Source organism: Streptomyces sp. NPDC104814, assembly GCF_055583185.1.
Genome location: NZ_JBVJOL010000001.1, coordinates 1,717,952 through 1,730,637, shown reverse-complemented (window position 1 = coordinate 1,730,637; position 12,686 = coordinate 1,717,952). Strand labels below are relative to the sequence as shown.

Here is a 12,686-nt window from a genome sequence, read left to right as displayed (position 1 = left end):
CGGCAGGTCGCCGCTTGACCTTGACACAGTGACAAGCCCTTCACTGTGGCCGAGGAGGTGGTCCCATGACCATGCCGGAAGAGAACACCACACGAAGAGCCCTACAAGGGCTCGAACACGCCGACTCGTCGGTCCGGCTGCGGTCGGCGCTGGCGGTCGGCACGGCCCCCGACCCGGCCTTCATCGGCAAGCTCGTCGAACGATGCGCGATCGAGCCGGAGTTCCCCGTACGCGAGATGCTGACGTGGGCACTCACTCGCCACCCGGCTTCGCTGACCGTCCCGTTGCTGGTCGGCGAGGTCCGCTCGGCACATGCGCAGGCACGCAGCCAGGCGTTGCACACACTGTCCAAGATCGGGGACCGGCAGGCGTGGCCCGCGGTCACCCCCGCACTGCTGTCCGACGCGGACGACGAGGTCGCCCGGAGCGCCTGGCGGGCGGCGGTCGTCCTCGTGCCCGACGGGGAGGAGCACGAGCTGGCCGTAGTGTTGGCGGCACAACTGGGGCGCGGCGGACACGAGACGCAGCTGAGTCTCAGCCGGGCGCTGATCGCGCTCGGGGAGGTGATGCTGCCGGTGGTGGCCGCCGCGACGACGGATCCCGACCCTCGGGTGCGCGCACACGCGATCGCCACGCAGCGGCTGTGGCGCGACCCCGACGCCGGGTTCGGGTTCGCGATCGAGGAGGCGAAGCGCGTCGTGGCGCTCGGCGGGGCATGACACGAGGGGCGGTAGGCAGTGCTGATCGGTGAGGTCGCGCGACGGTCCGGGGTCAGCGCCCGCATGCTCAGGCATTACGAATCGCTCGGCCTGGTGCGGCCGACGGGCCGTACCGGCTCCGGCTACCGGGAGTACGCCGGCGACGACATCCGCCGGATCTTTCACATCGAGAGCCTGCGGTCATTGGGGCTGTCGCTGCGCGACGTCGGGCGTGCGCTCGACGACCCGGGCTTCGCACCAGGTGAGCTCGTGGACGACCTGATCCGGCAGACGCAGGACCGCATCGCGGCGGAGAGGGATCTGCTCACCCGACTGCGCCGGATCGGTGCCGCTGATCCAGGGGACTGGGAGGACGTCCTGCACACCGTGGCGCTCCTCCAGGCATTGGGGTCGAAGAACGCGGGGGCGCGGCAGCGGGCGGCGCTGGCCGCGGTCGCGGAGAGCCCCGTGCCGGTGGAAGCGCTGGTCGAGGCGGTGCTGCGCGAGTCCGACCCGAACGTCGCCGGAGCCCTGCGCTGGGCGCTGGCGCAGTCGGGCGGGGACGGCCTGGAACTGCTGGCGCGGGGTCTCGGCTCGCCCCTTGCCGAGGTACGCAAACGTGCCGTGCAGTCCGTCGCCGAGTTTCCGGACGGTGAGGCGACCGCACTGCTGCGGCACGCGCTCGGCAACCCGGACACCGTCGTGTCCGGCTACGCGGCCCTGGCGCTCGGCGCGCGCGGAGTGGCCGACGCGGTCCCGACTCTGATCGGCATGATCGTCGACGGGAGCAACGACACCGACGCGGCGGATGCGCTGAGCACGCTGGCCGGTGACCCCGAGGCGGCGGATCACATCGCCACCGGGCTCCTCGACCGCCTGGCCGACGACACCGTGGGAGCGGCCGCACGCGGACGGCTGACGCAGGCGCTCGCGGACATCCCGGGTGCCAGGACATCGCGTGCCCTCGCGGCACTGTCACAGGACAAGGACCGCGCGGTCGCGCTCACCGCGACCTACCTCCTCGAGCGACGCCGTGCGCGACGGCCGGGGGCCGGCTCCGGGGACGCCGGCTGACGCGGACTGTGCCTCGCGGTCGTCGTACCCGGTCACCGGTTGCCCGTTCTCGAACAGTCCGGACGGGTCACCGGCTGCCCTTCTCGAACAGCGCGAGCTGGTCCTTGACCCACGGGTCGAACACGGCGAGCCGGTGAGCGGACGACGGGTAGAAGGTCGCCAGCTGGTCCTCGATCCACGGGTCCGTGGGCTGCCGGGCGGCAGGGTGGCGGTCGGCGGTGTGCGGCGTGCCGGCCGGGGCGGGCACCGTGTGGTGGGCGGGCGTCCCAAGCGTGGCCGCTGTCGCGGGACCGGTGCCGATACCCACGGCGGCCGCGGCGAGAGCGGTGGAAGCACCGACGATGGCCATCCGTCGCGTCATCTGCATGATCTCTCCTCCTTGCCGAGCCCGCGTCGCCCTGTCCGTCCCGGCGGAACACCGGATGACGTCGACCTCAGCAGTGGTCCGGACGCGGTCAGACGGCGCGCGTACCCGCTCCCCTCACCTGGCACACCCACCAGGACAATCCAGACATCAACATGAATTTCTGCGTAAATACTGCCTCGCAGACCGTGTGCATCGGTCACGCCGCGTAGCGCTGCGGGACACGGATGCCGCTCGACCTGGGCCTACGCCGTCCGGTGGCGGGCCTGCTTCACCTCGCGGTCGATGGCCCAGGCGTCGGCGACCGGCCCGAGATGGCTCAGCTTGTCGGGGTTGATCACGGAGCGGATGGTCTGGATCTGTCCGCCGAGCACCTCCAGGGCCAGCACGTGGAGCACCTTGCCGTCCCGGTCGCGGAAGATCGCCCCCGGCTGGCCGTTGACCTCGTGCAGCTCGAAGCCCACGTCGACCCGGGCCAGGAGGGGGACGACGGCGGCGAGCAGCCGGGCCACGTTCTCTGCACCGACGACGGCACGGGCCAGCTGGGGGGCCTTGCCGCCGCCGTCCCCGACCATCGACACATCGGCGGCGAGGAGATCCCGCAGGCCGACGACATCGCCCTCGCGAAGGGCGTCGAAGAAACGCGCCGCCAGCTCCTGCCGCTCCTGGCGGTCCGCTTCGAATCGTGGCCGTCCGGCCCGCATGTGCCGCCGCGCCCGTACCAGCAGTTGCCGGCAAGCGGCCTCCGACCGGCCGACCGCCGCGGCGATCTCGTCGAAGCCGAAGCCGAACACCTCCCGCAGCACGAACACCGACCGCTCGAGCGGGCTGAGCCGTTCCAGAAGCAGCAGCGCCGCCATCGACACCGAGTCCGCCAGCTCCGCCGAGCGTGCCGGATCCTGGTAGGGATCGGCGAGCAGCGGCTCGGGGAACCACGGCCCGACGTACTTCTCCCGCCTCACCCGTGCGGAACGCAGGACGTCGATCGAGATCCGCGTCACCGTGGCCGAGAGGAAGGCCTTGGTCGACGTCGGCCGGGTCGACGAGCCGTCGAAGCGCAGCCAAGTCTCCTGTACCGCGTCCTCGGCCTCACCCACGCTGCCCAGAATCCGGTAGGCGATCGAGAACAGCAGCGGCCGCAGCTCCTCGAACTCCTCGACCTTGTTCACGGCTCCCCCTGCGATGCTTCTGCCCGGCCTGCTGGTCGGCGCCGGCGTCTTCTGGTCTTGATCATCCGGTCGTGCGGCGGTGCGTGGCAAGGCCGCGGGGCTCCCGGACGAGCCCCGCACGCCGGACGCGGAACGCACGTTGCCCTTACCGGCCGCCGAACACCCATGGCCGGTTGCCGGTCAGTGGAACTGCCCGGCCTCGTAGTCGCCCGCCGGCTGCTGGGCGAGGATGTTCAGCCGGTTCACCGAGTTCATGAAGGACACGAGGAACACCAGTGCGGTGAGCTGTTGCTCGTCGTAGTGTTCAGCGGCACGCGCCCAGAGGCCGTCGCCGACCCCGCCGGCCCCGTCCGCGACCCGGGTGCCCTGCTCGGCCAGCTCCAGCGCGACGCGCTCGGCCTCGGTGAAGACCGTGGCCTCCCGCCACGCCGCCACCAGGTGCAGCCGGACGGGGGTCTCCCCCGCGGCGGTCGCCTCCTTGGTGTGCATGTCGATGCAGACCGCGCAGCCGTTGATCTGGCTCACGCGCAGCGCCACCAGCTCCTGGGTCGCGGCGGGCAGCGGGGAGTCCTTCAGGGCCTTGCCCGCCGACATGAAGTGCTTGAGGGCCTTGCCGACGGTCGGGTCTGCGAAGTAGTTCAGTCGCGCGTCCATCGTGTTCCTCCGTGGTCGTCCGTGGCTACACCCTTGGGACGAGGTGGCCCGGCGCCCTGTGACATGGCCGCGTGTGACCCCGGTCACCTCAGCCTGCGTTCCCCGCTGTCCGGTGAAGGTCCGGTGAGCCGGTGGGCGCGTGCCGGGTGGCGCTGCGGACGGTGGAGATGCCCAGGGCGAGCATCCAGTAGCCGAGCACCCCCATGAGGGCGGTCGTACCCCAGCCGTTCGCCGCGTAGAAGTGCGCGGGCGTGTTGCCGAGGAACAGGGACGGCACGAAGGCCAGGTTGACCCCGGCGAGGACGAAGGCGGAGCGGCCGGTCCAGCGTGGCAGCGGGCCGGTGCGAGAGAGGGCGCAGCCCACGGCGGTCAGGAAGAGCGCGAGCCAGCCTGGCCAGGACGTTGGAGTCCGGGGGCGGGCCCGAGTAGAGGAAGTACAGGGGCACTTCGACGATGAAGGCCGCTGCGGCGGCGATGCCGGCCAGGCCTGCCAGACGCCTGGCGACGGCTTCGTTCATGCCTGTCCCCCTGGAATTCGTGTGGTGGGTTCCTCGTCGGTTCGCGGCCTGCGGCATACGGTCCGCCGGCCGCGCTCCCTTGGCTCACAGCGGTCGCGTCCGGGGTCACCCGAGGGTGTTCCAGAAGGCGCAGTGGTGGCGCGCCGCCACCGTCCCTGTCCGGACGATGTGGTCCGGCGCCAGGGAAGGATGGATGCGGGTCCGCCCGTGTCAGGGCGGGTGCGGGTGGGCCGTGTCAGGGCGGCAGCGGCTCCGTCCGGGTCAGGGCCTGTGCCGCGCGACGCTGAAGGTGAGGTGGGCATACCCCTCACCCGCGTGGGGAGCACGGGTCCAGGACCGGGTGGTGAAGGTACCGAGTCTGCCCCGGGTGAGCGCGAAACGGGGCAGCGACAGGCCCAGTTCGTGGTGCAGGGCCGCCAGCATCCGCTGCTCGCGGACCGGTTCGGTGTCCTGCGGGCGGAACAGGCGTGCAGGGTCCAGGGCTTCGGGTATCGCACCGGAGCGCTGGACCTCCGTCCCCCGCACGGTGAACGCGTAGAGCTCCGCACCCCGTTCGGCCACCGACAGATGGAACGCGGCCGGGTGCTTGTCCGGGAAGGCACTCTTCGGATCGCGCCACACCACCACGGCACGGCCGAAGGAGGACGCGGCCGCTGCCGGGGACTCGAACAGCTGATTAACGCGGTGGGCGGAGTAGCCGTCGAAGGCGAAGGCCCACTTCTCGGAGCTGCGGCCCACGGCGACCACGGCCCGGTCCTCCCACCACTCCACGCCCTCCCGCTCGCCGGGCCGGCGACGGCGGAGCGCCGTGTACAGGTTCACGGGAGCGCTCAGCTCGGCGCCTTCCTCACCGATCAGGGCGGGCAGGCCGGCCGGCTCGACGCCTTCGACCCAGATACAGCGGTATCCGTCGAGCGGCTGCCCGTACAGGGCGGGCTCGGTCAGCCAGTGCAGGCCCGGCGGGTCGAGATCCGGCACCGGCTCCGGAGCAGGGCCCGTCTGTCCGGCCCGCGGTGTCGCGAGGATCTCCCGCCCGCGCTCGGGGGTGACCAGCGGGCCCAGGACCGGATCGGCGAGCAGGCCGATCGGGGCGATCAGCGCCGGCCCGGGCGCCTCCCAGTGGGGAAGCGCGGCGCGCAGCGTCCGCCAGGCGGCGTCGGTGGCCCCCCAGCGGGCCGACTCACGGGCCTCGGCGACGGCCCGGCCCCACGGTCCCGCGGGTGCGTAGCGGTAGGTGCCGTCCCGCACCGTGCCGAGCACGGCCTCGGCGGTCGTCCGGGACACGCCGCGGGCCGTCATCATTCCGAGCCAGTGGTCGTCCCCGCCCGGGCGCCATCCGCCGCTCGCCGGTGTCATCGCCTCCAGCGGCAGCAGCTCGGGCAGGTAGCGCGGGTCGGCCACCAGGGTGCCGTAGCTCGGGGTGCTGCCCGGAGTCAGCAGATGCCGGAGCTGGGTCAGCATGTCCGCGCTGAGCGGCCGGCCGAAGGAGAACGCCTCCTCGAGCAGGGGCAGGGCTTCCTCGTGGCGTCCGCGCAGCGCCAGCAGGCGGGCCTCGTCGACCCGGGCGTCCTGGGTGCGCGTGGTCGCGTTGACGAACCCGGGGACGGCGGCCCGGTCGGCGTGGAAACCGCGGTACATCGCCTCCATGTAGGCGCGGAACGAGGGGTAGCGGTCCGGCATTTCGCCGCTCCAGCCCTTGTGGACGTAGAGCGCCCACTCACCGTCCTGGTCGGTGTCTCCCGGGTCGAGCAGGGCGTGGGACATGTCGGAGTCCGTCTCGAGCCGCAGTGCCCGTCGCCACATCCCGGCCAGCAGGACATCCTCCGTGCGCGGGGCGTCGCCCAGGTTCTCCTCGTACAGCGGGGTCAAGTCGTACGGGTCCCGGAACCAGTCGATCTCCGTGGTGCCACCGAGGTGGTGGATCCCCGCCGACTGCTCCACATGCCATCCATCGCTCACGGCGAGGAACTCCCGGTACGAGGGCGGGAGTCGGCGTCCGAGCCTCTCCTCGGCCGCGGCGACCGCCGCCGGGTCCGCCCCGGGCCTGCCCAGGGGCGCGAAGGCCTGTCCGTCACCCGCGTCCTCGGCGTTCCCGTCGGCGCGCGGAATCCACTCCTCCTGCCAACGTCCCAGAAACGCGGACCAGTTGATCGGCTCCTCACTCATGGCCCGATGGTGCCACGCCGCACCGACAACGCCGCCGGTCCCTGCTGGGCAGCAAGCGGCAGCCCGCGCGCGACGATGCCGCCGGGCCGGCTGTCACCGCAGGTCAGCCGTGGCGGTCTCGCCCGGTTTGCGACCCCACACCGTGAGCATTCCGGCCGACAGCGCGGCGCATTCCTCGGAGTCCAGGTACCGGACCGCCTCATCGACAGCAGCCGTGTCGACCAGCCCGGTGGCGAGCATCGCCGCTCGGCTCCGCTCCCATGTGTCCGCCCAGAACCGGCTGATGGGGCTGCCGGGCAGCAGCGGAGGCACATGCATCTCGGCGGCCACGGGCCGGAGTCCGGCCTCCCGCAGCAGCTGCGGATAGGACGGCACCCAGGAGACGTCCGTGCCGATGGTGTCCCTCAGCCCCTGCCACATCGCCCGCATCACCGCGGTGTACGGCGTGCTCGGCGCACGGTCGCTCGTCAGGTCGACGGCGTCGCTGAGGACCAGCACGCCGCCCGGTTCGACGAGTTCGGCCAGAGCTGTGACCAGACGGCGGTGCTCGGGCAGGTGCATCAGCACGAAGCGGGCATGGACGAGCCGGAACCGCCCCGAGACGAAACCCTCTGTGGTGACGTCGGCCTGGCGTACGTCGAGGCCGGGTACGGGCCGCTCGGCGAGAAAGCGTGGGTCGCGGTCCACGGCGACCACACTCGTCACTCCGCACTCCTCGAGCAGCCGGCGCGACACGGTGCCGGTGCCCGCGCCCACGTCCAGGCAGCGCCACCCCGGGCCCACTCCGAGGGCCTTCAGTCGCGCCAGGGTGATGTCGTCGTAGGCGAGTGCGCCGTAGTCGATGCGCTCGCCCTCGCCCCTCTGATCGGGGCGGAAGACGGCCTCGCCGTAGCGGCCACCGCCCGGGTCCCCGGCAGCGCTCACAGCGCCACCGCCCTCATACCGAACGAGTTCGTCACCGGACCTCCATACACGGTGAGGCAGGAGCGGACGGCCCGTCCCGGGGCCGCCCGCCCTCGATACTCCACCAGCGCCCGCCCGTGCGATCGAGGCGCGCCGAGACACCCCCTAGGCGTTCTGCACACCCACTAGGCGTTCTGCAGCAGCCCCTCGCCCTCCCCGGCGGCGGCACGCACCAGTACGTCGGCGAGTTCGGCCGGTGCGGAGAGCATCGGCCAATGGCCGGTGGCCATCTCGAAGAAGGTCACCCCGGGCTCGGCGAGCTTCGCGAATCGGGGGTGGCCGGTGGCGTGCAGGGAACGGACCATCTCCAGGCTCAGGCCACCCGCCAGGCAGAAGACGCCGGTGGTCGGCACCTTCAGCCAGGCCCCGGTCAGCGTGGCCGGCTCGGTGACGGTGCGCGCGGGATGCGGCGTGGCCAGACGACGGTAGCGTTCCAGCTCGGCCTCCGGCACACCGTGCACCGGGTCGATCCCGCCCGGCACCGGCAGGACGCCGTCGGAGACGATGTCCAGCAGATGCGGCATCTGGGTGACCACCGACTCCCCGGACTCGGGCGCGCCGGTGTCCACGAACACCAACCGCCCGACCTTCTCGGGCAGCCGGTCGACCGCGGCGACCGCGGGGAAGGCGGCGTAACTGTGCGCCACCAGCACCACCTCCTGCTGCTGCGCCGCGAGCAGCTCGGCCAGCGCGTCGGCGTGGTCGGCGAGTCCGATCCCCGCACCCCCCTCACCTGCCCGGTCCCCGAGACCGGGAAGCGTCACCGCGATCGCCCGGTGCCCCCGTGCGGACAGGTCGGCGGCCACGGCCTCCCACGCCCAGCCACCCATCCACAGACCGGGAACCAGCAGGAATGTCGTCATCATCGACTCCTTCGTTCGGCTGCACTACCGGCGTGGACCGTACGTACTCCCCCAAGGGGAGATTCAACGTCCCGTACCGGGGCGGAGACGTCGTCGACCAGGCCGACGACGGCGCGCTCACGTCGCCACACTGCCGAAAAAAGAGGTCGATCACAACTGTTGACGAGAACAATGATTGTCCATAGCTTCATGTACGACCGACGGCTTCGATCGCGACGCCGCTCCCCACCCTCGCCCGCGCCGCAGCGTCGCGGCGCCGGTGGCTGCCGTTCCGACTGAAAGGCACCCGCTCATGCCCCCCATCGATCTCACCGGCAAGGTCGCCGTCATCACCGGCGGCGGCCGGGGCCTCGGCCTGGCCTACGCCCGGGCCCTGGCCGCCCGCGGCGCCGCCGTAGTCGTCAACGACATCGACGAAGCCGTCGCCGGACAGGCCGTCAAGTCCCTCATCGAGGCGGGCGGCACCGCCGTCGCCGAGGTCGCCGCCGTCGGCACGACGGATGCCGCCGACCGCCTGGTGAACCGTGCCGTCGAGGAGTTCGGCCGGCTGGACGTGCTGGTCACCAACGCGGGCATCCTGCGCGACAAGGTGCTGTGGAAGATGACCGACGACGACTTCGACGCCGTCGTCGCCACGCATCTGAGGGGAACTTTCACCTGTGCCCGCGCCGCAGCCGTCCGCATGCGCGAGCAGGGCCAGGGCGGCAGCCTGATCCTGGTCGGCTCCCCGGCCGGGCAGCGCGGCAACTTCGGGCAGACCAACTACGCCGCCGCCAAGGCCGGTATCGCCGCGATGGCCCGCACCTGGTCGATGGAGCTGGCCCGCGCGCAGATCACCGTCAACGCGATCGTGCCGGTCGCCGCCACCGCCATGACCGAGACCATCCCCGCCTTCGCCCCGTACGTCGAGGCACTGAAGCAGGGCGAGGCGCTGCCCTCCTTCCTGCGCGCGGGCGAGGGTTTCGGCACCCCGGAGGACTGTGCTGCGCTGGTCCCCTTCCTCGCCTCCGAGCACGCCCGCTCGGTGACCGGCCAGTGCATCGGCATCGGCGGCGACAGGGTCGCCCTGTGGTCGCATCCGCAGGAGGTCCGCGCCGCCTACGCCGACGGCGGCTGGAGCCCCGAGGCCCTCGCCGAGACCTGGCCCACCTCGGTCGGCGCCGCACTCGAGACGGTCGGCATCCCCGCGCCCCGGCTGCCGGAGGCCTGATGGACCTCGAACAGCTCACCGCGATCGACGCCCACACCCACGCCGAGGTCTCCTCGAAGGGCCAGGCATCCCTGGACGAGGACCTGCACGCCGCATCCGCCGCCTACTTCAAGGTGGCGGGCAAGCGGAAGCCCACCCTTCAGGAGACGGCCGCCTACTATCGCGAGCGCCGGATGGCAGCGGTGATCTTCACGGTGGACGCCGAGTCCGCCACCGGCACGCCACCGGTGCCCAACGAGGAGGTCGCCGAGGCCGCCGCCGCCCATGCGGACGTGCTGATCCCGTTCGCCTCGATCGACCCCTTCCGCGGCAGGGCGGGCGTGCAGCAGGCCCGGCGCCTGGTCGAGGAGTACGGGGTCAAGGGCTTCAAGTTCCACCCCAGCATCCAGGGCTTCTTCCCGGACGACCGCTCGGTGGCCTACGGCCTGTACGAGGTGATGGAGGAGACGGGGAGCATCGCGCTGTTCCACACCGGGCAGACCGGCATCGGCGCCGGTGTGCCCGGCGGCGGAGGGATCCGGCTGAAGTACTCCAACCCCCTCCATGTGGACGACGTGGCCGCGGACTTCCCGCATCTGAAGATCATCCTGGCACACCCGTCCTTCCCCTGGCAGGACGAGGCGCTCGCCGTCGCCACGCACAAGCCGGGCGTGCACATCGACCTGTCCGGCTGGTCGCCGAAGTACTTCCCGCCGCAGCTCGTGCAGTACGCCAACACGCTGCTGCAGGACAAGGTGCTCTTCGGCTCCGACTTCCCCGTCCTCACCCCCGACCGCTGGCTCGCCGACTTCGCCGAGCTGCCGGTCAAGGACGAGGTCCGGCCGAAGATCCTCAAGGAGAACGCCGCCCGCCTGCTCGGGCTGACGACACCGTAAAGGGGCGCGACGATGCGCAACACCGGACTCGGTTCCTGGCCCGCACGCCGGGCGCGCAAGTCCCCGCACCGCACCGCGCTGATCCACGACGGCACCCGGATCAGCTACGCCGGCCTGTACCGGCGTACCACCCGCCTGGCGCACGCCCTGCGCGCGCGGGGCGTGCGGCGCGGCGACCGGATCGCCTACCTCGGCCCCAACCATCCCTCCTATCTGGAGACGCTGTTCGCCGCCGGTGCCCTCGGTGCCGTCTTCGTCCCGCTCAACACCCGCCTCGCCGGGCCGGAGATCGCCTACCAGCTCGCCGACTCCGGAGCCCGGCTCCTCGTCCACGCGCCGTCGTCGGCCGCCCTGGTCGAAGACCTGCCGGACACCACGGGGGTACGCGTCCGCGTGGAAGTGGGACCGCAGTACGAGGAGTTGCTGGCGTCCGGGGACGACGAACCGATCGACCAGCCCGTCGCCCTCGACGACACCTGCATCATCATGTACACCTCCGGCACGACGGGCCGCCCCAAGGGCGCCGTGCTCACCCACGGAAACCTCACCTGGAACGCCTTCGACGTGCTCGTCGACTTCGACCTGACCGCCGGCGAACGCGCCCTGGTGTCCGCGCCGTTGTTCCACACGGCGGCGCTGAACATGCTCACCCTGCCGGTACTGCTCAAGGGCGGCGCCTGCGTCCTGACCGAGCGCTTCGAACCGGCGGCGACCCTGGATGTGATCGAGGAAGAGGGCATCACCTTCATGTTCGGGGTGCCCACCATGTTCGAGCAGCTGGCCCGCCATCCGCGCTGGCCCGACGCCGACCTGTCCACCGTGCGTCTCCTGACCTGCGGTGGCGCCCCGGCCCCCACCTCGCTCCTCACCACCTACCAAGAACGCGGACTGACCTTCCTCCAGGGCTACGGGATGACCGAGGCCTCCCCCGGCGTGCTCTCGCTCGACGCCGAGCACGCGCTGAGCAAGTCGGGTTCCGCCGGGGTGCCGCACTTCTTCTGCGACGTCCGCGTCGTCCGGCCGGATCTCACCCCGGCCGGCCCCGGCGAGACGGGCGAGGTCGTGGTGAGCGGGCCCAACGTCATGGCCGGGTACTGGGGTCTGCCCGAGGAGACGGCGGCCTCCTTCACGGAGGGCTGGTTCCGCAGCGGGGACGCCGCCCACACCGACGAGGACGGTTACGTCTACGTCGTCGACCGCATCAAAGACATGATCATCTCCGGTGGGGAGAACGTGTACCCGGCCGAGGTCGAGGACCTGCTCCTCGCCCACCCGGGTGTGGCCGAGGCCGCCGTCATCGGCGTCCCCGACGCCACCTGGGGCGAGGTGCCCCGGGCGGTCGTGGTGCCCCGGGACGGCGTCCCGCTCGACCCCGGCGACATGCTCGCCTCGCTGACCGGCCGCCTGGCCAAGTACAAGATCCCCAAGTCCGTCGTCGTCGTGGGCGAACTGCCCCGCACGGCGTCCGGAAAGCTCCTCAAGTCCCGGGTGCGCGACCGGTACGGCGCCTCTGTCCCCGGCTCTCCCCCCGGCTCCCTCCCCGAGCCCCACCCCGAAAGGAACGGCGCATGAGCATCACCGTCACCGGCCTCGACGCCCTCAGGAAGCTGGCCGGCAGCGACCTCGGCACCAGCGCGTGGATCGACGTCACCCAGGAGCGCATCGACACCTTCGCCGACGCCACGGACGATCATCAGTGGATCCATGTCGACCCGGCCCGGGCGAAGGACGGCCCCTTCGGGGCGACCGTCGCGCACGGATATCTGACCCTGTCCCTCTTCATTCCGCTCTTCACGGACCTGCTCCAGGTCGAGGGCGTGACCACGAAGGTCAACTACGGCCTGAACAAGGTGCGTTTCCCCGCGCCCGTGACGGCAGGCTCGCGGATCCGGCTGGCGGCGCGCCTGACGTCGGTCGAGGACGTGCCCGGCGGAGTACAGGTCCAGGTGGACGGCACCATCGAGATCGACGGCGGCGCCAAGCCGGCCGCCGTACTCCAGAGCCTGTCCCGGTTCTACGCCTGACCGGCCTGACCGGCCTGACCGGCCTGACGCCTGACACGCCGGACGCGCCGGACCCGCCTGACGGGCCTGACACGACGCCTGCCGTCCACGCTCGCACGCCGAGCGCTC

At 71.8% G+C, this 12,686-nt stretch carries 12 protein-coding genes and 1 pseudogene; 6 read left to right on the top strand and 7 right to left on the bottom strand.

Going from position 1 to position 12,686, the window contains the following annotated elements; genetic code table 11:
• The first annotated feature begins 65 nt into the window (after positions 1-65).
• Positions 66-719 carry a HEAT repeat domain-containing protein gene (locus ACZ64A_RS07305; RefSeq protein WP_469808777.1) on the top strand — a complete coding sequence of 218 codons (654 nt, stop codon included), beginning with the start codon at positions 66-68 and terminating at the stop codon, positions 717-719.
• A gap of 18 nt (positions 720-737) precedes the next feature.
• Positions 738-1,772, top strand: a complete 1,035-nt coding sequence (locus ACZ64A_RS07300; protein ID WP_469808776.1) for a MerR family transcriptional regulator — start codon at positions 738-740, stop codon at positions 1,770-1,772.
• Positions 1,773-1,839: 67 nt separating this feature from the next.
• On the opposite strand, the gene ACZ64A_RS07295 is transcribed toward ACZ64A_RS07300, so the two are convergent.
• The 7 genes and pseudogenes from ACZ64A_RS07295 to ACZ64A_RS07265 all read right to left on the bottom strand — a co-directional run bounded on the left by ACZ64A_RS07295 (position 1,840) and on the right by ACZ64A_RS07265 (position 8,469).
• Positions 1,840-2,139, bottom strand: coding sequence for a hypothetical protein (locus ACZ64A_RS07295; RefSeq protein WP_469808775.1), 300 nt, complete (start codon positions 2,137-2,139; stop codon positions 1,840-1,842).
• Positions 2,140-2,381: 242 nt separating this feature from the next.
• On the bottom strand, positions 2,382-3,305 hold the full coding sequence (locus ACZ64A_RS07290) for an RNA polymerase sigma-70 factor (RefSeq protein ID WP_469808773.1): 924 nt from the start codon (positions 3,303-3,305) through the stop codon (positions 2,382-2,384).
• Positions 3,306-3,485: 180 nt separating this feature from the next.
• Positions 3,486-3,959 carry a carboxymuconolactone decarboxylase family protein gene (locus ACZ64A_RS07285; RefSeq protein ID WP_469808772.1) on the bottom strand — a complete coding sequence of 158 codons (474 nt, stop codon included), beginning with the start codon at positions 3,957-3,959 and terminating at the stop codon, positions 3,486-3,488.
• Positions 3,960-4,047: 88 nt separating this feature from the next.
• Positions 4,048-4,477, bottom strand: a pseudogene (locus tag ACZ64A_RS07280) (hypothetical protein).
• A gap of 261 nt (positions 4,478-4,738) precedes the next feature.
• Positions 4,739-6,643, bottom strand: a complete 1,905-nt coding sequence (locus ACZ64A_RS07275) for an SMI1/KNR4 family protein (protein ID WP_469808771.1) — start codon at positions 6,641-6,643, stop codon at positions 4,739-4,741.
• A 93-nt stretch (positions 6,644-6,736) separates the two neighbouring features.
• Positions 6,737-7,567 carry a methyltransferase domain-containing protein gene (locus ACZ64A_RS07270; RefSeq protein ID WP_469808770.1) on the bottom strand — a complete coding sequence of 277 codons (831 nt, stop codon included), beginning with the start codon at positions 7,565-7,567 and terminating at the stop codon, positions 6,737-6,739.
• A 164-nt stretch (positions 7,568-7,731) separates the two neighbouring features.
• The gene (locus ACZ64A_RS07265) at positions 7,732-8,469 is read right to left on the bottom strand and encodes an alpha/beta fold hydrolase (RefSeq protein WP_469808769.1); all 738 of its coding nucleotides are present in this window, start codon (positions 8,467-8,469) and stop codon (positions 7,732-7,734) included.
• A gap of 292 nt (positions 8,470-8,761) precedes the next feature.
• Here ACZ64A_RS07265 and ACZ64A_RS07260 point away from each other — a divergent pair, with 292 nt between their 5' ends.
• The 4 genes from ACZ64A_RS07260 to ACZ64A_RS07245 are packed head-to-tail and all read left to right on the top strand — an operon-like array spanning position 8,762 to position 12,578.
• Complete coding sequence (locus ACZ64A_RS07260; protein WP_469808768.1) at positions 8,762-9,679, top strand: SDR family oxidoreductase; 918 nt, start codon at positions 8,762-8,764, stop codon at positions 9,677-9,679.
• A complete protein-coding gene (locus tag ACZ64A_RS07255) occupies positions 9,679-10,554 on the top strand; it encodes an amidohydrolase family protein (RefSeq protein WP_469808767.1) in 876 nt (291 codons plus the stop codon). Before ACZ64A_RS07260 ends, ACZ64A_RS07255 begins: the two co-directional genes overlap by 1 nt.
• 12 nt (positions 10,555-10,566) lie before the next feature.
• Positions 10,567-12,126 carry an o-succinylbenzoate--CoA ligase gene (gene menE / locus ACZ64A_RS07250; protein WP_469808766.1) on the top strand — a complete coding sequence of 520 codons (1,560 nt, stop codon included), beginning with the start codon at positions 10,567-10,569 and terminating at the stop codon, positions 12,124-12,126.
• Positions 12,123-12,578, top strand: a complete 456-nt coding sequence (locus ACZ64A_RS07245) for a MaoC family dehydratase (RefSeq protein WP_469808764.1) — start codon at positions 12,123-12,125, stop codon at positions 12,576-12,578. The genes menE and ACZ64A_RS07245 overlap by 4 nt, the downstream gene beginning before the upstream one ends.
• The last annotated feature ends 108 nt before the right edge of the window (positions 12,579-12,686 follow it).

Coding starts and splice junctions, on each gene's coding strand:
- ACZ64A_RS07295 (WP_469808775.1), bottom strand. CDS start 2,139: ATGCAGATGACGCGACGGATGGCCATCGTCGGTGCTTCCACCGCTCTC.
- ACZ64A_RS07245 (WP_469808764.1), top strand. CDS start 12,123: ATGAGCATCACCGTCACCGGCCTCGACGCCCTCAGGAAGCTGGCCGGC.
- ACZ64A_RS07260 (WP_469808768.1), top strand. CDS start 8,762: ATGCCCCCCATCGATCTCACCGGCAAGGTCGCCGTCATCACCGGCGGC.
- ACZ64A_RS07305 (WP_469808777.1), top strand. CDS start 66: ATGACCATGCCGGAAGAGAACACCACACGAAGAGCCCTACAAGGGCTC.
- ACZ64A_RS07275 (WP_469808771.1), bottom strand. CDS start 6,643: ATGAGTGAGGAGCCGATCAACTGGTCCGCGTTTCTGGGACGTTGGCAG.
- menE (WP_469808766.1), top strand. CDS start 10,567: ATGCGCAACACCGGACTCGGTTCCTGGCCCGCACGCCGGGCGCGCAAG.
- ACZ64A_RS07255 (WP_469808767.1), top strand. CDS start 9,679: ATGGACCTCGAACAGCTCACCGCGATCGACGCCCACACCCACGCCGAG.
- ACZ64A_RS07265 (WP_469808769.1), bottom strand. CDS start 8,469: ATGACGACATTCCTGCTGGTTCCCGGTCTGTGGATGGGTGGCTGGGCG.
- ACZ64A_RS07285 (WP_469808772.1), bottom strand. CDS start 3,959: ATGGACGCGCGACTGAACTACTTCGCAGACCCGACCGTCGGCAAGGCC.